Source organism: Treponema sp. HNW (assembly GCF_050320395.1).
Taxonomy (GTDB): domain Bacteria; phylum Spirochaetota; class Spirochaetia; order Treponematales; family Treponemataceae; genus Treponema_C.
Map to the genome: position 1 here is coordinate 2,417,726 of NZ_CP144459.1, position 18,826 is coordinate 2,436,551.

The window sequence follows — 18,826 nt, forward strand, 5'->3', positions numbered from 1 at the left end:
GATATATATTACGAATAATTATGAGGTAAACATGATTTCAATAAAACCTGTTTCCGATTTAAGAAACTATAACGAAGTTTTACAAGATGTACGGGAAGATTCTCCCGTCTTTCTTACAAAGAATGGACGCGGCTGTTATGCAGTTCTTTCAATTAAAGATTATGAAAAATTGACTGCAACAAAAACACTCTTTTCGGAATTACAAAAAGGAGAAGAGTCCGCTGTAAGAGACGGCTGGATTGATGCAAAAGATGTGAGGAGTATGGTCGGTTTTTAATGTATAAAGTGCAGCTTACACCGCAAGCCGTAGAGGATTTGCAGGATATAAAATCATACATATCGGATGAACTTAAAAATCCTATTGCAGCCCAAAATACGGTGAATAAAATTATTGAAACGTATGAAAATCTTGCACATTTTTCTGACAAAGGAATGCCTGTACAGAAATATGTTTCATTTCCGACAGAGTACAGGTTCATACTTGCCGATAATTATTCTGTTTTCTATCGCATCGAAAATAACAGTATACGCGTTATAAGAATTTTGTATTCACGCAGCGACTTTATCCGTATTTTATTCAAAGACATCGATAAGGATACGGTATGCCGCACATGACCAAGGGCGGAAAGTTTATTTTCGGAAAATCGCTGATAAAACAAGACGGAACAGTTCAGCTTCCTACTCAGACGGTGGAAGAATATAACATTACCGCCGATACAAAAATATACCTTTAATCCTTATTTACAGAAACCTCAATCTTACCGACTATTTTTTTTGGAAAAACTATGATAAAATATGTAGACTATGAATAATGCAGGAGGTATGAAATGACAGTTGCAGCTTCCGAACTTACACAAATGATGAAAACTCTCACAGAGGAAGATTATAGTTCCGTGATAAAATATGTTGAGTTTCTTGTCAGTTCTCGAAAAAAAAACACCAAAGCAACCATCCGGCAGATACAGGAAATGTTTACCGATAATAAAGGCTGGATTTCTGAAGAGGAAATGTTATCGGATATGGCGGCTTTCCGCCGTTCACGGTTAGCATAATGAGAATTTTTTTAGATACGAATGTTCTTGTTTCCGCATTTGTATTTGCAGGAAGGACAGGTAATCTTTTAGAGATGCTTTTTGACGGTGATTATGACCTACTCATTTCAGAATACGTGGACAGCGAATTTAAAGCAAAGCTCGAAGAAAAATGGAGCTCAAAAGCGGATAAAATTTATTCCCTATATCGCAGCTTACCGTTTATATTTTGTTCAAGTACCGATAAGCAATATGATATAATCCGCGATAAAAAGGATATCCCTGTATTAAGCGATGCTCTTTTTAATAATGCAGATATCATTCTAACCGGAGATAAGGATTTTGTATTCACGCAGAGACTTTATCGGTATTTTATTCAAAGACATCGATAAGGATACGGTATGCCGCAGATGACCAAAGGCGGAAAGTTTATTTTCGGAAAATCGCTGATAAAACAAGACGGAACAGTTCAGCTTCCTACTCAGGCGGTGGAAGAATACGACATCACCGCCGATACAAAAATATACCTTTTTACGGGAAGCAAAAAAACCGGAGGCTTTTGTATCACCCGAAAAGGCTTGCTTGAGCCTTCAACACTCGGACACATTTTAACCGATAACCCGAATTTGCAAAACTACACTTGCAGCTGCGGTGAGTTTATCAAATACAAAGGGCGTTTCTACTGTTGGCTCGATATATCCGAAACCGGAATCATTCGCTTGACAAAAAAGATGATGGACTTTCTTGACATCAAACCCGGCATGTACCTGCTTGCTATCCGCAGCAGCAATATTGCATTTACGATGGGTGCAAAGGGGCCGTTAATTGAGAAGGCTCATAACTATGAAGGGGTTATTCCGGAATTTTAAACCGGTGTCTTTCAGAGAAGGGGCTTTTCGTGCTTGAAGATTATGACGGTTTTACTGATAAATTATTATACAAATACTGATAAAAATGTCTAAAAGAGAGACTAATCGGTTGGAAAAAGTTATTGATTTGGATATAATGACAAAAGTGATGATTTACACAAATAAATTATAAAGGAGAAATTAAGTGAATGTAAATTTACCATATTTAGCAGCGCCAGGATCAATTATTACTTGCCTTGAAAGAATAAAGACCGCTTCAACACCTGATAGAGTGACTACAGATTTTGTTAATACTATTTTACAAATAAAAGGCGGTACGGGAAATGCAATCATTCCATATCTAAAAAAAATAGGTCTCGTATCAAGTGATGGTTCTCCTACAGATTTATATAGACAGTTTCGAAATAACTCAAATGGTGGAATTGCAATAGCTGAAGCTATAAAAAAAGGATATAGGCCATTACTTGAAGCAAATGAATATTTTCATAAATTAAATGATACAGAATTAAAGGATTTAATTATTCAAGTTACAGGTTTAGATAAAGATAATGCATCCATAAAGTTAATAAGCAATACTCTAAAAAATTTGAAGACTTTTGCTCTATTTGAGGATAATATTGATTCTGATATCAGTGTTGAACCAAAAGAACTCCAAATACCACTCCCTCAACCCAGTTTTCCACATCAAGAAAAAATTGGATTAAACTTATCATATACAATTAATTTGAATTTACCTAACACGACGGATCAATCTGTATTTAATGCGATCTTTAAAAGTTTGAAGGAGAATCTACTTTCAAATGAATAAGAAAACTATTGAACAAAAAATCATGGCTTTTGGAATGTCAAATACAATGGTTATAGCAGACTTAAAAAATATACAGGATAAATTCAGTATAAAATTAGGAATAGAGAATAATGAAAAAGAGGAAATAAAACAATCATATTATCCTCAGTTTCGTGAGGCAATAAGAGAAGATGCTAAGACAATGAGTCAATATTATGAACTTTTTTATTGTTTAGAGAAATCTATTAGGGAAATTGTTTCACAAACAATCGAAGCTTCTGAAAACACTGAAAATTGGTGGACATCAAAAAGAATACCAGATAACATAAAAAATGATGTTAGGCAAAGAATTCAGAGAGAAATTGATATGGGGATGACTCGTCGTTCAGAAGAAGAATTAGATTATACTACATTTGGGGAGCTTTCACAAATCATTACAACAAATTGGGATATTTTTGGAAGCCTTTTATCAAGTAAAAAAGCTCTTGAAAAAGTTATGACAGCCTTAAATAACCTACGAGGGCCTATTGCACATTGTAGTATGCTTGCAGAAGATGAAGTTCTAAGATTAAAACTCACCGTTCGCGATTGGTTTAGATTAATGGAATAGCTTATAACAACTCTTTTTATATATTCATAGTATACAAGTAATATTATATCCTAACCATATATTAAACCGCATAATAACAACATTTGTCAGAAAAAGTCAAAACATCTTAAAAAATGATATTAACCATTCTAATCAGTAGAGATAAAATAAATTTTAATTTCAGGAGATAATTGTGAACAAAACCGCCATCATCTACGCTTCGATCCATCATAAAAACACAGAAAAATTGCTAACAGAAATTTCAAAAGAGATAGAAATCGATATCATCAATATTAATAAAATAAAAGAAATAGATTTTTCAAGATACAAAACAATAGGTTTTGGCTCAGGAATATATATGGGGAAATTCCATCAATCAATTTATAAATTTTTAGAAAAACACGAAGCAGATATACCTAAGAAAACTTTTGTACTTTGTACCAGCGGAATTGGAAAAGGACGATATGCAAAAAAATTCTTTTCTTATTTACAGGACAAAGGCTTTGAAGTTTTAGGAGCTTTTGAATGTAAGGGCTTCGATACCTACGGCTTATTTAAATTCTTCGGCGGTCTAGCCAAAGGACATCCCAATACTAAAGATATTGAGAATGCCGTTGCATTTATAAAAAATCTTGGAATAGATTAAAGAATATCAAATTTTTTCAATTTAATAAAGTAACGAACTATTATGAATGACATGCACATCATTATATGGTCTTTTCCCTTACTCTTTATACTTCACGATTTTGAAGAAATTATTTTCATTAAATATTGGATTCAAAAAAACGAAAACTATCTGCAAGCAATACTACCTTCAAGATTTATACCTGTTATTAATCACATGAAAAAAATCTCAACGGCGGCATTTGCATTCGGCGTTGCGGAAGAATATATACTTATTCTGATTATCTGTATTATTTCTTTTTTGACTAATTGGTATTATTTATGGCTCGGATGTTTTATCGCCTTTGTTTTACATATGATTGTTCATATTTTTCAGGCACTATTTATAAAAAGATATATCCCTTCATTGGCTACAAGCTTAATATGTACCCCAATATCCATAGCTATATTGGTAAATATATGGAATCAATTTATCTTTTCAAGAATAATTTTTTATTCAATATTGAGCTGCATTATAATGATAGGAAATCTCGTTTTCATACATTGGTTAATGGGAAAATTAGAGGATAAGTTTAGCTGATAACATAATCGGTGAAAATTTGTAAGAATTTATTTAATCTAATCCGAAATATATGTATTCAGAATTAGAACCGCTCTTTTATAAAGTATAGAAGCCTTTCAAAAATTCCCCTCTCTTCTACAAAATATTTTCCAAAAACCTCTTGCCTTGAACCTAACTGCAAGGTTTATATTATTAAAAAGTTTTTATAGGAGGCATGATAAACAGCTCGGCAGAAATTCTGCCTCACTGTTTATCTTCGAGTTTTGTGCAAAGCACAAAACATCGGTTATTGTATGCGGTTTATAAATAAACCGCTTGAAAAAACTTTTTTCAGGATTTAATAATCCTTGCAAAAAGTTTTTATAGGAGAACTTATATGAATAAAATTCACATGGGTATTTTTTTAATCGGTACGGCGGTTTTGGCAAACTGTAATCTTTTTGCAAAAGAGCATATCGAAATAAAAAAATTAGTTTCATCTCTTTCCGCCCCTGTCGGAATGGCTTTTGACAACAAGGGCTATTTGTACATTGCAAACTGGAGTGCAGGGCGAATTGACCGCTACCGCTCGGGAAAAATTGAAACGGTTATAAAAGATATTCCTTCTCCTTCCGGTCTTGCAATCGACACCAAGGACGCTTTATACATAGCAACCTACAGCGGGGGCGTAATCTACAAAGTGCAAAACGGTAAAAAAAGCACTTTTATTTCAGGGCTCAGTGTTGTTGCCGGTATAACCTTTGATGATAACGGAAACCTGCTTGTCGCCGAGCGGGGAAAAAGCAGAGTTCTTTCCGTATCGCCGGAAGGAAAAATCTCGGTACTTGCCGATAAGGGCTTGAGCACTCCGGTTGCGGCTATTCAGGCGGGCAAAGACCGCTATGTCATTAACGACATCACCGGAACAATCTACCTCTACCAAGCAAAAAATGCCGAGCTCACCGTTTTGAGTAAAACGCTGAATGCGCCCGCAGCGGGACTCATTCCCGATCCGTTTCAGCCTGATTCCGTTTTGACCGTCGATTACGGCGGCAAGGGGCTCTACCGCATTTCGCTTACGGACGGAAAAACCGAACAGCTTACCGATAAACCTATTTCTCCCGTCGGCCTCATCGCCGCAGCCGATTCAAAAGAACTGTACATCGCAGCGTGGGGAGATAATTCGCTCTATAAAATTACCTTTGAAGGGAACAGCCATGACGATTAAAGAATTTGCCTCTAAACTCGGCGTAAGCGATTCGGCGCTCCGCTATTATGAAAGAATAGGCGTGTTAAAACCCATTCGCAGAAGAAAAAACGGGTATCGGGAATTTACGGAGACGGATATCGCTTGGATGGAATTTGTATTCCGCTTAAAAGCAACCGGTATGCCCATAGCGCAGATAGCCGAGTTTGCCGAACTTCGTGAAAAGGGAGAGAGCACCGCACCCGAGCGGCTTAAAATGCTCCAAGAACACGAAAAGCGCCTTTTAGCGGAACTTGAAACCAAAACCCGCGGCTTAGCAAAAATCCGCGAAAAAATCGAATACTATAAAAAATTAACTCTAAAGAGGTAAAAAAGATGAAAAAATACGTAGTTATCACCGGTGCAAGTTCAGGTATCGGATACGAAGCGGCAAAGCGGTTTGCGCAGCGCGGGAAAAACATCATTGCGGTTGCACGCACTAAAGAGAAACTTGAAAAGTTGAAAACCGAAATTGCCGGAGCCGGCAATGCTTCGGCGGAGATCATTATTAAGATGTACGACCTTACCGAAAAAGAAAATATCTATGCCCTATACAATTCGGTAAAGGAGCTGGATATCGAAACATGGATCAACAATGCAGGCTTCGGCGATTATTGCAGTGTGGAAAATCAAAACCTTGCAAAGCTGGAAGATATGTTGAAGCTCAATGTAGAAGCGGTTGCGCTTTTTTCGGCTTTGTATGTGCGGGATTTTGCAAATAAAGAAAATACGCAGCTTATCAACGTGTCGTCCGTCGGCGGGTATACGATTGTCCCGTCTGCGGTTAGCTATTGCGCAACGAAATTTTTTGCCGCCGCCTTTACCGAAGGCTTAAGCCGGGAGTTATCCGCAGCGGGCGCGAAAATGCAGGCAAAGGTTTTTGCCCCCGCCGCAACAAAAACGAACTTCGGCAATATCGCCAATGACATCACAAACTATGATTACAACAAAGCATTCGGAACCTACCACTCGTGCGCTCAGGCGGTGGACTTTCTTATGCAGCTGTACGAAAGCGACAAACCGCTCGGCATAGTAAACAGAGAAACCTTTGAGTTCAGCCTATCCGATTACCGTTTTCCCTATGTCCAAAAACCGCAGACTTTGCAAAAGGTGTAGTGTTGATGGGGTTTAATGCGTAATACGGAGATACTATCAAAAAAGAAATTTCCGCATCGGACTATGAAGGAGATGCTTTTTACTATAAAGAATAAAAACTACGGTCTTAACAACCTCATGGGGACTGCTTTAATTGTAAAGGTATACCATAAAATCAGCACCGGCATAAACATCAATCTTGACGAATTGGAACAATGCCCTTCCCTCCCCGCACAGCCTGTTATCAATTACCAATTATCCGCTTGCACGCCTTTTTATTTTACTTTAACGGGTCGTTTTTATCCAAAATATGGGGAGGCCAAAAGGCGGGAATCGGTGCGTTCTTTTTCATTTTAAAGTCGCAATAGCCGTCTCCGCAAGCGCAAGTGTTTTCACGGTACAGCGATACTCCCATTTTTCCGAACATAACGTAATCCAAATTGCACAAGTAGGGCATGTAGTCCATATAGCCGTTTGCTTTTGCGAAATTATACAAGGGGCACACGAGGGTGTGAAAATTGATGGGGAACTCCGCCGTCGGTTCTTGGGTGAGCGTTTCAAAGCTGCCCGGATTTTTCAAAGCGTTTTTGCGATTTTGCGCATCCTTTTTTTTGAGCATTTTATTTACGAGTTTCGGGCGCTTGAATACGGCAATTTTCAGATTCTTAACAAGGGCGGGCATAGCGTCAAAATATTTTTCAAAACAAATTGTGGTCAACTGTCCCCACTCGTCCAAATCAAGGCCGTGTTTTTTAGCCGCTTCGCCGAAGGCTACAAAAACATAGGCCCCCGTAAGGTTGGAAGTGCCGCTCACCCTACTGCCGCCGATGTACGGAAACTTTTCCATAAGGTCGGCCGAGTAAATCCGCCATATCTCTTCGAAAGCTTTCTTATAGGGTTTTTGAAATATTCTTTCGATTTCGCCGGCAATCAATTTCAAATAAGCGTTTGCCTCTTTTTTCAGCTTTTGTTCGCTTTTTTTATAGTACGGGTGCATACGTCCCTCCTCTGATATAAATTATTCTTGAAACTCCGGAAAACAGTCAACCTCTTTAATGCCTGCGGCGTTTAAGCTCAAACCGATTATGTTAATTCTAACATACTTTTTTAAATTTGCATAGGTTTGCATTTTTTTTAAGACTTTTTCCGAAAAATTATACAAATTGAATGTATTGACCATTATACGGCCGCTCACTATTATAAAGCGCATGAGTACAGAACACAAAAAGAAAAATGAAAAACCGGCGCGGGTCCCGGCAGCCGTACCGGCCGAACTTTCGCAGAGTCTTACGGCCGCTATGCTTACACAATTCGAACAGGATTTTAGCTGCAAAAGCACTTATGCATCGGCGATGAATGCGGCGGTAAAAAACGGTATCGGTGCAAGCTGTATCGATTATGAAGAAACACGCTTTTGTCAGAATAATTTTTCGGTTTCGTTGGATGCCGGAGAAGTAACGAATCAAAAACAGTCGGGGCGCTGCTGGATGTTTGCGGCGCTGAATACAATGCGGCAGCGGGTAATGAAAAAGCTCAAATTAAAAAACATGGAGCTTTCACAAAGCTATCCTCTGTTTTGGGATAAACTGGAAAAATCGAACTGGTTTTTGGAGAATATTCTATCCACCCTCGACGAACCGCTTGAAGGAAGAATCATGCACCACCTTTTGGCAGACCCCGTTGCCGACGGCGGCCAGTGGGATATGTTTGCCGATTTGGTACAAAAATACGGCGTTATTCCGCAGGAAGCAATGCCCGAAAGTTTCGATTCTTCGGCGACAAAGGATTTAACAAAATACATAACTTTAAAACTGCGCGAAGGTGCGATGCGTTTACGAGGTGAACACGCACAAGGCAAAAGCGCCGCCGAACTGCGTCTTTTGAAAAACGGCATGATGAACGAAATCTACCGTATCTTGTGCATATCGCTGGGAAAACCGCCGGCCGCTTTTACATGGGAAACCCGCGACAAAGACGACAAGTTTATCCGTATCACATCCACTCCGCAGGAGTTTTTCAAAAAATATGTGGGGATGAAGCTCGACGATTACGTAAGCCTCATCAATGCGCCGACCAAGGACAAGCCCTTTTATAAAACCTACACCGTCCGTTTTCTGGGAAATATTGCCGGCGGAAAACCCGTTCGGTATTTAAACCTTCCTATCGATGAGTTAAAAAAGGCCGCATGCGCTCAGCTTTCGGCAGGAGAATCGGTGTGGTTCGGAAGCGATGTTCAGCAATGGTTTTTAAAAACCGAAGGCCTCTTGTCGATAAAGGCGGTGCGTCCCGACCTTTTATTCGATACCGTATTCCCGCTTACAAAAGAACAGCGCCTTGATTACCGCGAAAGCCTGATGACCCACGCGATGACCTTTACGGGCGTAAATATCGCAGACGACGGAAAGCCCAACCGCTGGCGTGTTGAAAACAGCTGGGGTAAGGATGTCGGTAAAGAAGGTTATTGGGTAATGAGCGACGAATGGTTCAGCGAGTTTACCTATCAGGTTGTTATAAATAAAAAGTATTTAACAAAAAAACAGCGCGATATGCTTGAACAAAAGCCGATTGAACTCGCCCCCTGGGATCCGATGGGCAGCCTGGCGATTTAAAGGTCTTGCACGCCCGCGGTTTAAAGGTTTTGGGCGCTTGCGCTCTAAAGGCCTTGGGCGCCGGCGATTTAAAGGCCATGCGCGCTTGGCCGAACAGTAAACAAAAAGACTGCCGAAACGTATCGGCTCCGGCAGTCCTGTTTTATTTAAGTTCTTCTATTACCGCATCGGCTGCAATCGCACCCGTATAGGCACTGATACCGACTCCGCTTCCCGAAGAAGCATAGGCACCTGAAAAAACGTTTCCGAAAATCAATTCGCCGCAGGCAAACAGATTCTGTATGGCTTTATCTTCTGCATTCAATACGCGGCAGTTCTCGTCGACCTTTATGCCGGGAATGGAACCGATTAACACGGGATTGGTAACAAGGCCGTAAAAGGGTCCGTTTTTAATGCCGTTTGCTTCGGCAGTGCGTTTGAACTCCGCCTCATTGATACCGTAAGAAGCGGCTAAAGCTTCAAGCGTGTCGGCTTTTTTTGCAACTCCGGCAGCTACGGCTTCTTCCAAACGGTCGGCCAATTTTGCGTTTGTTTCGTCATAGATACTTATACCCATCGAATCGGTTTGGTCCAAAATCAATTTTAACCCGTCGGCATAAAAGGCTTTTTTCAAGCCGAAATCTTTACCTTCTTTGTTTACAACGGTTTTTGCACTGAATACAAGGTTTCCGATACGGCCGTAATAACCGTAAAAAGGTGTTGTTCCGCGGATTCCCATCATGCCGCTTCCGACAATTTGAACGCCGAGCTTTTCAGTCAACATAAAACCGTCTCCGGTGCTGCCGGCACAGGTAAAGGGAATGGCCTTTGTATAGTCGGGCGCATATTTTTTTACGAGTTCCGGGTTGCGCGAAAAACCGCCGGAAGCTAAAATCACTTTTTTGGCATTCAACGTGTATTTTGAAGTTTCGTCTTCAACCTTTACTCCCGTAACGGCGCCGTTTTCCGTAATAAGTTCGGTTACCTTGCTGTTTAAACGGATTTTAACTCCCAAACCTTCGGCTATTTTTTCAACCGCATCGAACATTTGACTTTCTCCGACTCTCCACGCATATCTTCCCTCATGGCGTGATTCAAGAACGGGCAGTTTACTGTCGGGGTGCGCCAAATACCAGCGCTCTTCGGAGACGGGAAGTCCGCCTTCAAGGAAATAATCGAACACGCCGGCCGATTTATCGTAAATAGCGGCAATCAATTTTTTGTTTACCGGGGCGCCCTTGCTGCGTTTTTCGTAAAAAGCAATCAGCTCTTCTTTAGTGCTGTCAAGCTTTACCTTTTTGTTCATTTCCGAATTGACAACCCACATACCGCCGCCGCACACGCGCGCCGAACCGCCCGTATACGCTTCTTTTTCCAACACAACGACGGATAAATTGCTGTTGCGTGCAAACTCGATTGCGGCGCTCACGCCGGCAAGGCCGCCTCCGACAATGGCAACGTCAACGCTTTCAGCCGCGCTTTTTTCCGTTTTTTTAACCGCATCGCTTCCTTTTTTATACGGATCGAGCACCGCACCGGCTTCGGTCAATGCGTTTGCAACGGCCGTTTTTATTGCAAAGCTCGTTATCGTTGCGCCGCTTACTTTGTCGACTTCGATATTTTGCTGAGCACAGATTCTTTGCGGAACAGAGTTGACGGCAACATCGCTGATTACGGGACTGTCTTCGTTTTGTACAACGGTTACGGATTTTATTTCTCCTTTTTCAACCGTTACATCGACGACAATCGGGGCACGCATTCCCTGCGCCGTTCCGCGGAAAGTGCCGCTCACTTTTTTGTTCGGGTTCGATTTTCCCGCCGCGCACCCTGAAAATACCAAGAGGGCGGCAAAAACGGCTACTACGATTTTTTTCATAAAAACTCCTATGCGATACGAAATAAAAAAAATTATTTTAAGTTTGGAGCAGCTTCGTATCGCTTTAATTAATCGGTTAAAATTCTATCGGGTTTCAAATCAAAAGTCAATATTTAAAGAACCGAAGCTCGAATTGCGGCAGGCATAATCAAAGACAATACGATTTTAACGTCTGTAAAGCGAATAGACTGCCGTCGCCCCTAAAACGATGCTTAAAAAAAGCAGGGCGGCATAAATGCCGAAACGGTCGGCGCACAAACCGGCAAGAGGCGCAAGCACACTTATGCCTACAGCCTTTGCCTGAGAGGCAATCGATAAAATCGTTGCTTGATCGGAGGAGGTTGAATAATTATCATATTGGGCAATATTAATCGGTACCCAGATATTTTTTACTATAAATAAAAGCATAAAAACGCCTATGGCAAGGTAAAAAAGTTTAAAATAAACGGCAAAGCAGGAAAGATTCAACAGAGCCGCACTTATAAAGAGCAAAAAAATAAGTGCGCTTTTTTCGGATTTAAACAGGGATGCAACGCTATGGGATTTGCGCGAGGAAAGGGCCGACAATATATACAGCACAAAATAAACCGAAGCGACAATGAGCGCAAGGGCATTTTTATCCGAAACCGAAAAAGCGGCCGCAGCCAGAGCAGCCTGTGCTTTTAAGAGCGGCTGCAAAAAGTCTTTCGATACGTTAAAACAGCCTTCAAAGCCGGTATTTTGTATAATAAGATGCCGTATATCCTTATCGGTAAAAGCGCTCTTAACAGTCTGCACACTGTGCCGAAACACCTCTCCAAGTCCCGGACGATTTTGCGAGCAACAGTTCAGTTCATCGGGATAACGGAACATATTCCACAAGCCTACAACGGCGGGAATCAGTGAAAACACAAACACAAAGCGGTAATTGTCGGTAAAGGCGACGATGAAGGCCGCGATAATCACCGAAAAAGCGCTCCCGTAATTCGACCATGAACGTGTATAACCGTAAACCCGCGTTTTTTCATCAAGGCGGTCCTGCATTTTAAGCCAATCGAAGATGATTGCCTTATGCGTTCCCGTCCTGAACGAATCGCCTACCGCATAAAAAAAGACTGCGGGAATCAAAAGCGCAAAGGAGCGGGCAAGCGAAAAAAAAGCAAAGGCTGCAATATAGGATGAAAGCGACACCAGCATAGCCGTTTTTTTTCCGTATAAATCGGCAAAGGCTCCGCTCGGTATTTCGGTTATATTGATAACAATATGCAAAAAGGCCGTCAACACCCCGATTTGAACATAGCTTAAGCCCAGCGAAAGATAAAACAAAATAATAAAGGGTTCGGAAAAATCGAAGTTTTTCAAAAAGCCGTACAGGGAAAAACGGCGAATCATAGTCATTTATGCCCCCGCAGTACTCTCCGGCATCCGCATTCCGCTGCCCAAACTTTACCTTTCCCTAACCTTTTTGTCAATCACGTATTCGCCCGCCGTCTTTCGGTAAAAGCTCATCTGTGCTATAATAAGCTATGCACATACACCGCCTGTTTGTACGGCTTTTTTTTCGCCTTTTTTTGTTCTCATTTCTGTGGTTTCCTCCCGGCCTCGGCGCACAAACGGATTCTCCCGAGCGAAGCCTTCCCGAAGGTTTTTATGCCTATACCCTGGAAAACGGCCTTGAACTCTATGTGCAGGAAGATTTTTCCGTACCCGTAGTAAAAATCGCCTACACTGCGCGCGCGGGCATCTCGTATCAGGAGCAGGAAACAACGGGCTTTTACCGCCTCTACAGCCGCCTCTTTTGGCACAGCGGAACCGGCCTCGATGCCTATAAAAAAGCCGGAGCAGGCAATTTCAAAGCCGAATGCGCGGCTCACCAGGCACGTTATTCCTTTACCGCCGCAGTCCAGAATTTTGAAAAAACATTCGGCCTCCTTGCACATTCGCTTAAAAATCCGTCCTTTTCCGACAAAGCCGTACAGGCGGAATTTTCCGCCTTAAAAAAAGAAAGCCTTGACTGGTCTCAAAGTCCCGGCGGCTTTATAAACACGGCCGTTCACGACAGAGTCTTTGCCGCCGCTCCGTGGAAAAAAGATTCGGGCGTATATCCCGCCCTCTTTACGGAAATGAACACGGAGCAAATCCGCGCAAAACTTTCGTATATTCAAAAAAAACGCTATGTTCCGAATCAAAGCGCCCTGTTTATAAGCGGTCCTGTCAAGACGGAATCGGTTCTCAAAATCGTAAAAAATGAACTTTCCGACTGGGAACGTTCGTATTCGCCGCCTCCTTTAGCCGAAGAAAAGGTCCGGAAAAAAAAAGAAAGCGATACGAGGCATTTTGTACTTGTATCTAAGGACTTTTCAAAAGAATTGAATCAAGTCCTCATTCAGTATACTGCACAAACAGTAAAAACGTCCCGCGCAAAAAAAGAAGGTGCAGAACCTGTCCGTCCTGCCGGCCTTATAGAAACGGCGGAAACTTTTTCCGCAGCGGCTTGGGCGGCGGCATCCGTTTTACAGTCAAAGCGCGAAACGGAAAACATCGACATATCCTTTACGGCCGACCCGGAGGGCGGCAGACTGAGTATTCAAACCCTCTTTCCCGCAGGTACAAATGCAAAACAGGACAATCCCGTTGATTCATTGAACAAGCTGGCCGAACGGATAAGAGAACAGGTACAACATATAACTCAAGCCGACCTTGAAGCGGCAAAAAAATACGCCCGCCTCTTACAACAGGAAGCTTTTAAAGGAGTACACCCCTTTATCGATGCTCTGAGTGAAAACTGGGCATACGGGGGCATCGAGTATTTTTATGAATGGCCCCTTGCAGTCGAACATATAAGCCTTCAGGACGTACAAAACGTCTTCGGCTCTCCATGGACTTTTTTAATTGTCCATTCGTCCCAATATAAGCTGTATGAAAAAGATTTGGCAAAAAACGGCCGCCGCCTTGTAAAGCCGGAACGGCAAGTCAAATCCCCGACTGACACGAATGAAAAGCCGCAGGCAGTTGAACCGGAAAACATTCAAACGGCCTTGGAAGATTACGGAACCTACACAAAAAACAGCATCGAAAACTTTACCCTTTCTTCCGGTATTCCCGTAAGCATACAAAGGCTGCCGAATACCGAATGGACGGTTTGTATGCTGAACATAAAAGGAGGCGAATTAAAACACGGGTATTCCAAAAAAGGACTTGAAAGCATAGCCCTTTTAAACCTTGCACGAATTGCCGAATCCGCCTTGTACTCCCTCTACGAAAAAGGCGAACTCGGTTTTTTGCCCGAAGTACAAACGGAAGCAGGCCTTTTTTCCGGCCGTATTTCGGTATCCTGCGCTTCAAAGGATATTGAAACGGTATCGGGCGTTCTTGCCGCCTCATTTAAAGAAAAAGCACTTTCTCCGGCTGCGGCCGACGAATTGTATTTTGCCGAAGCTTATAAACGGCGCACAGCGAGCGCATCGGCGGACAGTCAGCTAAAAGAAGCGGCTTTGGAAACCTTTTTCGGAGGAAGCGATGCCGAACCCTTTTTCAAAGTTTCGGGCGACACTCCTCCATCCGTAACCTATGCCGAAATTCACGATGCCTGCTTATCCCTTTATAAGCCGGACGATTTCAGCCTGATTTTTTGCACCGGGGCGGAAACCGATATAAAAAAAATAAGCGAACTGCACTTCGGAAAAAAATCTTCATTCTATACCGAAGCAAAAAGCCTGAAAGAAGACCGGGAAGAAAAAGTACGGCCGCCCGTTCCCGCATTCAGCGAAGGGGAACGCTTGGTGCGCCTTCGCCGCCTCTTTTTTACCGACATTCCCGCAGATCGTGCAGGAGAGCGCCCGGCAAAACTGATTCCCACAACCGACTTTGCCGACCCTGCCCGGCTTTATTTGAAAAGCCCGCTTCCCTCATCGCGCGATGAAGTTATTTTTGCCGCCCTCTTGGATGAAATTGCCTACCGCATGACAGCCGAATTTGAAAAAAATCCGCAAAACAAAGGAGTGCCGGCGTCCCCCGCTTCAAGCGTATCGGCGATAAGCGATATAGAAGGCTTTCCGCTTGCATCTTTAAACTTTTCAAAGGTAAAAAGCAAAAAGGGCGTAAAAAAAGCCTTTAAGGCGGCAGTATCGGAAACGATATCGGCCCTTACGGGCTCCCTTACGGGAAAAAGTAAGACGAAAGAATCGACAGACGTATATACTCCGGACATAAAAAGCCGCTACACCCAAAACATGTTTTTTTCGCTGAGTACTATAGAACGAAGAGTCCTTCTTATGCAAAGAGGTATTGAGTACAACGCAAATGCGGCACACTATGTAGAACGCCTGCTGATTCTTAATAAGGCGGAGAAAGAAGAATTCATCCGGGTTTTTCAGACATACATTCAAAACGCAGCCTTATTTTGGATTTTTTCGGCAGACACGCCGGAATAAAGACGCGGACAATAAAAAAGTTGCGCCCCGTATAAAACCGTGCTAAAATACACGTATGACAATAGATTCGATAGCGGATATTCTGGACGCCGAAATTCTGTGTAAAGCGGAACATAAAAACAGAGAAGTGTTTTCGGCTTGCGGTTCCGACTTAATGAGCGACGTTATGGCCTTTGTAAAAGAACAGGTACTCCTTTTAACAGGTCTTATAAATGTTCAGGTTATCAGAACCGCAGGCTTGATGGACATAGGCTGCATCTGCTTTGTCCGCGGCAAAAAACCTTCCGATGAAATGATAGCAATGGCCGAAGAACAGGACATCGTTTTGCTTACGACAAAACTGCCCATGTTTATCGCCTGCGGCAAACTCTATGCGGCCGGTCTTACCGGAGGCGGAGTACGTAACATTTGATTGTATATGAAATACCGTTTTGATATTTCTGCAGAAGACCCGGAAAAAGCCGGTTATGCTTCAACGGAAATAAAAAAAGTATTAAAATCCCTGCATATCAATCCGGAGCATATACGCCGTACCGCAATTGCCATGTATGAAGCTGAAATAAATATGATTGTACACGGCGGAGGAGGTACGGCTGAAGTTGAAATTACGGATACGGAAATTATCATCGTTATGAAGGATGACGGCCCGGGAATTCCTGACTTGGAAGCAGCTATGAAAGAAGGCTTTTCCACTGCAAGCGGTACAAGCCTTGAATTGGGCTACGGGGCGGGCATGGGATTGTCAAACATTAAAAAAAACACCGACTGCCTGCATATAGAAACCGGCGCAGGAAAGGGCACAACGGTTACGATGAGGATACGCTATATATGAACATTGTATCCGAAAAAAAAGCATTACGTCGTTACATCTCACAGCTGCTCAAAACTTTTGCCCCCGCCGAAAATTCTTTTTGCGAACAGTATAAAGAACTTGCACATTTTGAAGCCTATCAAAACGCACGTTCCGTTTTTCTATACGCCTCCCTTCCCGAAGAAGCTCCGGCGCGAAAGCTTATAGAACTGTGCCTGGCAGATAATAAAATAACCGCCCTTCCCAGGGTAAGCGGAAAAGAGATGGATTTTTTTATCCTCGACCCTTCTCTTCCCCTAAGCAAACAAACGCAAAGCGGTGTTTTCGGCATTGCGGAACCGCTTCCTGCCTGCCCGCTCTTTGTTCCCTCGAAAAAAAACCTGCCTCTTTTGGTCTTTGTCCCCGGCCTTGCATTTGACAGACAGGGATTTCGTCTCGGGCGCGGCAAGGGCTATTACGACCGTTATTTTGCCGATTTTTGCGGCGGGACGCGGGATAAAAACATCACCCTTGTCGGTCTTTGCCGCAGCATTCAAATCGTACCGAAAGTTCCTGCGGAAGCACACGATATGCGCGTCGATTTTATTATGAGCGAAAGGCGGATTGAAAAAACGGCTTATGCATCCGTGTCGGACTCATCCGCTTTCAGCTGATTAATTGCGCTCACCGCCGCATAAATACCCGCCTGCCCTATGTGCGGACTTTTTCCGCAGCCCCAGCGCGACTCGCCGTTTTCAAATTCGGTTTCGATATAGGCAACCGCATCCGTTCCCGAGCCCGAACCGAGTGCATGTTCATGAAAGGCTTTTATCGTAAAACGCGGAACCGGACTTTGCGCCAAAGCGCGGGTAAAGGCGTCAAGGGGGCCGTTTCCCGCGGCGCTAAGCTCATACACCGAGCCCTCCCAGCGTATCCGTACGCGGCAGGCCACGGTTTCGGCTGCGTTTCCTTCGGCGCGGCTTTCGGTAAAATCAAGCAGCTCAAGCGGTTCGGTTTTAAACAACCAGCGTTCGGCAAACAAAGCGTATATTTCGGAGGGACTTAACTCACGCTGCTTTTTATCCGCTTCTCCGGTAATAAAGGCACCGACCGGAACCTGCATCGCCTTCGGAACGGCAATACCGTAGTGTTCTTCCAAAATCCACGCAGCACCTCCCTTGCCGCTTTGACTGTTTACCCTGATAATTTCCTCATATTCGCGCCCTATGTCGTGCGGGTCTATCGGTAAATACGGAATATCCCACAAGGGTTCTTCCGTTCCGGCAAAACGGGCCTTTTGCCGCGCCTGCAAACCCTTTTTTATTGCATCCTGATGAGAACCGCTGAAGGCGGTAAATACCAATTCGCCCGCATAAGGATGCCGCGGATGCACGCTCATTCCCGTTAAGCGCTGATAGGCTTGCGATAAGGCATTGATGTTTGAAAAATCCAGCTGAGGATTCACCCCCTGTACATACATATTCAGCGCAAGGGTAATAATATCGAGATTGCCCGTCCGTTCCCCGTTTCCGAAGAGGGTACCTTCAACGCGTTCGGCTCCCGCCATAAGGGCAAGTTCGGCCGAAGCGACGGCGGTTCCCCTGTCATTGTGATTGTGAACGCTGACAATAACCGAATCCCTTTGACTTATATGGGTACAAAAATATTCAATTTGATCCGCATACACACTCGGCACTGCACATTCAACAGTTGTCGGCAAATTAAAGATGATTTTACCGCTTCCGGTTTTTGCCCATTCTTTTTTTACCGCTTCGCAGATTTCCACCGCAAAATCGATTTCGGTATTCGAAAAACTTTCAGGAGAATATTCAAGTCGAATATCGCTTCCCGGCACGGACGACAGATATTTTTGAACACAGCGCACCCCCTCGCAGGCGATGCGCACAATATCTTGTTTTTCCATATTGAACGTATATTTACGCTGTGCAGGCGACGTCGAATTGTATATATGAAACACCGCCCTTTTTACGCCGCGCAGACATTCAAAAGTTTTTCGAATCAAATGTTCTCGTGCCTGACACAATACCTGTATACGCACGTCATCGGGAATAAGATTGTCTTCTATAAGACGGCGTAAAAAACGGTATTCGGTATCCGAGGCGGCCGGAAATCCCACTTCAATCTCTTTAAAACCGGTTTTTACCAGCAGCTTAAAAAATTCAAGCTTTTGCTCGATGTTCATAGGCACCGGCAATGCCTGGTTTCCGTCACGTAAATCGACCGATACCCATGAAGGAGCCTTATCAATCACCTTATCCGGCCATAGACGATTTTTAATCGGAATCGTTCCGAAGGGTACATACTTAGCCATTATTCCTCCTCAGATTTACGGCATCGCAGCCGCAGCGCAATAAAGG

The 18,826-nt window shown here is 43.2% G+C and carries 22 protein-coding genes; 18 read left to right on the plus strand and 4 right to left on the minus strand.

The window, feature by feature from the left end:
• The first annotated feature begins 31 nt into the window (after nt 1–31).
• From V1L52_RS11365 to V1L52_RS11425, 13 genes are all read left to right on the plus strand, one after another.
• Nucleotides 32–277 (plus strand): type II toxin-antitoxin system prevent-host-death family antitoxin, encoded by a 246-nt coding sequence (locus tag V1L52_RS11365; protein WP_428769750.1) that lies wholly within the window; start codon nt 32–34, stop codon nt 275–277.
• Nucleotides 277–615 (plus strand): type II toxin-antitoxin system RelE/ParE family toxin, encoded by a 339-nt coding sequence (locus tag V1L52_RS11370; protein ID WP_428769752.1) that lies wholly within the window; start codon nt 277–279, stop codon nt 613–615. Before V1L52_RS11365 ends, V1L52_RS11370 begins: the two co-directional genes overlap by 1 nt.
• A complete protein-coding gene (locus tag V1L52_RS11375; protein WP_428769754.1) occupies nt 603–734 on the plus strand; it encodes a hypothetical protein in 132 nt (43 codons plus the stop codon). The genes V1L52_RS11370 and V1L52_RS11375 overlap by 13 nt, the downstream gene beginning before the upstream one ends.
• A gap of 93 nt (nt 735–827) precedes the next feature.
• A complete protein-coding gene (locus V1L52_RS11380; protein WP_428769756.1) occupies nt 828–1,052 on the plus strand; it encodes a hypothetical protein in 225 nt (74 codons plus the stop codon).
• Entirely contained in the window at nt 1,052–1,423 is a 372-nt protein-coding gene (locus V1L52_RS11385; protein WP_428769758.1) for a putative toxin-antitoxin system toxin component, PIN family, read from the plus strand. The genes V1L52_RS11380 and V1L52_RS11385 overlap by 1 nt, the downstream gene beginning before the upstream one ends.
• Before the next feature lie 9 nt (nt 1,424–1,432).
• The gene (locus V1L52_RS11390; protein ID WP_428769760.1) at nt 1,433–1,900 is read left to right on the plus strand and encodes a hypothetical protein; all 468 of its coding nucleotides are present in this window, start codon (nt 1,433–1,435) and stop codon (nt 1,898–1,900) included.
• 184 nt (nt 1,901–2,084) lie between these two features.
• Complete coding sequence (locus V1L52_RS11395; protein ID WP_428769762.1) at nt 2,085–2,708, plus strand: DUF5343 domain-containing protein; 624 nt, start codon at nt 2,085–2,087, stop codon at nt 2,706–2,708.
• Entirely contained in the window at nt 2,701–3,297 is a 597-nt protein-coding gene (locus tag V1L52_RS11400) for a Swt1 family HEPN domain-containing protein (RefSeq protein WP_428769764.1), read from the plus strand. Before V1L52_RS11395 ends, V1L52_RS11400 begins: the two co-directional genes overlap by 8 nt.
• Nucleotides 3,298–3,469: 172 nt before the next feature.
• Nucleotides 3,470–3,922: a flavodoxin domain-containing protein gene (locus V1L52_RS11405; RefSeq protein ID WP_428769766.1), complete on the plus strand. Its 453-nt coding sequence runs from the start codon at nt 3,470–3,472 to the stop codon at nt 3,920–3,922.
• Between the two features lie 51 nt (nt 3,923–3,973).
• Nucleotides 3,974–4,480, plus strand: coding sequence for an HXXEE domain-containing protein (locus V1L52_RS11410; protein WP_428769768.1), 507 nt, complete (start codon nt 3,974–3,976; stop codon nt 4,478–4,480).
• Nucleotides 4,481–4,838: 358 nt separating this feature from the next.
• A complete protein-coding gene (locus V1L52_RS11415; protein ID WP_428769770.1) occupies nt 4,839–5,669 on the plus strand; it encodes a hypothetical protein in 831 nt (276 codons plus the stop codon).
• Complete coding sequence (locus V1L52_RS11420) at nt 5,659–6,018, plus strand: MerR family transcriptional regulator (protein ID WP_253692616.1); 360 nt, start codon at nt 5,659–5,661, stop codon at nt 6,016–6,018. Before V1L52_RS11415 ends, V1L52_RS11420 begins: the two co-directional genes overlap by 11 nt.
• Before the next feature lie 5 nt (nt 6,019–6,023).
• Entirely contained in the window at nt 6,024–6,803 is a 780-nt protein-coding gene (locus V1L52_RS11425) for an SDR family NAD(P)-dependent oxidoreductase (protein WP_428769773.1), read from the plus strand.
• 259 nt (nt 6,804–7,062) lie between these two features.
• Here V1L52_RS11425 and V1L52_RS11430 read toward each other — a convergent pair whose 3' ends face one another.
• Nucleotides 7,063–7,779 carry an L-2-amino-thiazoline-4-carboxylic acid hydrolase gene (locus V1L52_RS11430; RefSeq protein ID WP_428769775.1) on the minus strand — a complete coding sequence of 239 codons (717 nt, stop codon included), beginning with the start codon at nt 7,777–7,779 and terminating at the stop codon, nt 7,063–7,065.
• A 211-nt stretch (nt 7,780–7,990) separates the two neighbouring features.
• Between V1L52_RS11430 and V1L52_RS11435 the strand changes: the two genes are divergently transcribed.
• Nucleotides 7,991–9,391, plus strand: coding sequence for an aminopeptidase C (locus V1L52_RS11435; protein ID WP_428769777.1), 1,401 nt, complete (start codon nt 7,991–7,993; stop codon nt 9,389–9,391).
• 142 nt (nt 9,392–9,533) lie between these two features.
• Here the strand turns inward: V1L52_RS11435 and V1L52_RS11440 are convergent, their stop codons facing one another.
• Entirely contained in the window at nt 9,534–11,246 is a 1,713-nt protein-coding gene (locus V1L52_RS11440; RefSeq protein WP_428769779.1) for an FAD-dependent oxidoreductase, read from the minus strand.
• Nucleotides 11,247–11,411: 165 nt separating this feature from the next.
• Nucleotides 11,412–12,623: an MFS transporter gene (locus tag V1L52_RS11445; RefSeq protein WP_428769781.1), complete on the minus strand. Its 1,212-nt coding sequence runs from the start codon at nt 12,621–12,623 to the stop codon at nt 11,412–11,414.
• A gap of 128 nt (nt 12,624–12,751) precedes the next feature.
• Here V1L52_RS11445 and V1L52_RS11450 point away from each other — a divergent pair, with 128 nt between their 5' ends.
• The 4 genes from V1L52_RS11450 to V1L52_RS11465 are packed head-to-tail and all read left to right on the plus strand — an operon-like array spanning nt 12,752 to nt 17,122.
• Complete coding sequence (locus tag V1L52_RS11450; protein WP_428769783.1) at nt 12,752–15,658, plus strand: M16 family metallopeptidase; 2,907 nt, start codon at nt 12,752–12,754, stop codon at nt 15,656–15,658.
• Between the two features lie 55 nt (nt 15,659–15,713).
• Nucleotides 15,714–16,070: a DRTGG domain-containing protein gene (locus V1L52_RS11455; protein ID WP_428769785.1), complete on the plus strand. Its 357-nt coding sequence runs from the start codon at nt 15,714–15,716 to the stop codon at nt 16,068–16,070.
• A 6-nt stretch (nt 16,071–16,076) separates the two neighbouring features.
• Entirely contained in the window at nt 16,077–16,490 is a 414-nt protein-coding gene (locus V1L52_RS11460; protein WP_428769787.1) for an ATP-binding protein, read from the plus strand.
• Nucleotides 16,487–17,122, plus strand: coding sequence for a 5-formyltetrahydrofolate cyclo-ligase (locus V1L52_RS11465; protein ID WP_428769789.1), 636 nt, complete (start codon nt 16,487–16,489; stop codon nt 17,120–17,122). Before V1L52_RS11460 ends, V1L52_RS11465 begins: the two co-directional genes overlap by 4 nt.
• Here V1L52_RS11465 and leuA read toward each other — a convergent pair.
• Entirely contained in the window at nt 17,086–18,780 is a 1,695-nt protein-coding gene (leuA, locus tag V1L52_RS11470; RefSeq protein ID WP_428769791.1) for a 2-isopropylmalate synthase, read from the minus strand. The two genes, V1L52_RS11465 and leuA, sit on opposite strands and share 37 nt — an antisense overlap.
• Between the last annotated feature and the right edge of the window lie 46 nt (nt 18,781–18,826).

Excerpts from the sequence above, each read along its gene's own strand:
- V1L52_RS11365 (WP_428769750.1), top strand. The coding sequence starts at position 32 with ATGATTTCAATAAAACCTGTTTCCGATTTAAGAAACTATAACGAAGTT.
- V1L52_RS11370 (WP_428769752.1), top strand. The coding sequence starts at position 277 with ATGTATAAAGTGCAGCTTACACCGCAAGCCGTAGAGGATTTGCAGGAT.
- V1L52_RS11375 (WP_428769754.1), top strand. The coding sequence starts at position 603 with ATGCCGCACATGACCAAGGGCGGAAAGTTTATTTTCGGAAAATCGCTG.
- V1L52_RS11380 (WP_428769756.1), top strand. The coding sequence starts at position 828 with ATGACAGTTGCAGCTTCCGAACTTACACAAATGATGAAAACTCTCACA.
- V1L52_RS11385 (WP_428769758.1), top strand. The coding sequence starts at position 1,052 with ATGAGAATTTTTTTAGATACGAATGTTCTTGTTTCCGCATTTGTATTT.
- V1L52_RS11390 (WP_428769760.1), top strand. The coding sequence starts at position 1,433 with ATGCCGCAGATGACCAAAGGCGGAAAGTTTATTTTCGGAAAATCGCTG.
- V1L52_RS11400 (WP_428769764.1), top strand. The coding sequence starts at position 2,701 with ATGAATAAGAAAACTATTGAACAAAAAATCATGGCTTTTGGAATGTCA.
- V1L52_RS11410 (WP_428769768.1), top strand. The coding sequence starts at position 3,974 with ATGCACATCATTATATGGTCTTTTCCCTTACTCTTTATACTTCACGAT.
- V1L52_RS11415 (WP_428769770.1), top strand. The coding sequence starts at position 4,839 with ATGAATAAAATTCACATGGGTATTTTTTTAATCGGTACGGCGGTTTTG.
- V1L52_RS11420 (WP_253692616.1), top strand. The coding sequence starts at position 5,659 with ATGACGATTAAAGAATTTGCCTCTAAACTCGGCGTAAGCGATTCGGCG.
- V1L52_RS11425 (WP_428769773.1), top strand. The coding sequence starts at position 6,024 with ATGAAAAAATACGTAGTTATCACCGGTGCAAGTTCAGGTATCGGATAC.
- V1L52_RS11430 (WP_428769775.1), bottom strand. The coding sequence starts at position 7,779 with ATGCACCCGTACTATAAAAAAAGCGAACAAAAGCTGAAAAAAGAGGCA.
- V1L52_RS11435 (WP_428769777.1), top strand. The coding sequence starts at position 7,991 with ATGAGTACAGAACACAAAAAGAAAAATGAAAAACCGGCGCGGGTCCCG.
- V1L52_RS11440 (WP_428769779.1), bottom strand. The coding sequence starts at position 11,246 with ATGAAAAAAATCGTAGTAGCCGTTTTTGCCGCCCTCTTGGTATTTTCA.
- V1L52_RS11445 (WP_428769781.1), bottom strand. The coding sequence starts at position 12,623 with ATGACTATGATTCGCCGTTTTTCCCTGTACGGCTTTTTGAAAAACTTC.
- V1L52_RS11450 (WP_428769783.1), top strand. The coding sequence starts at position 12,752 with ATGCACATACACCGCCTGTTTGTACGGCTTTTTTTTCGCCTTTTTTTG.
- V1L52_RS11455 (WP_428769785.1), top strand. The coding sequence starts at position 15,714 with ATGACAATAGATTCGATAGCGGATATTCTGGACGCCGAAATTCTGTGT.
- V1L52_RS11460 (WP_428769787.1), top strand. The coding sequence starts at position 16,077 with ATGAAATACCGTTTTGATATTTCTGCAGAAGACCCGGAAAAAGCCGGT.
- V1L52_RS11465 (WP_428769789.1), top strand. The coding sequence starts at position 16,487 with ATGAACATTGTATCCGAAAAAAAAGCATTACGTCGTTACATCTCACAG.
- leuA (WP_428769791.1), bottom strand. The coding sequence starts at position 18,780 with ATGGCTAAGTATGTACCCTTCGGAACGATTCCGATTAAAAATCGTCTA.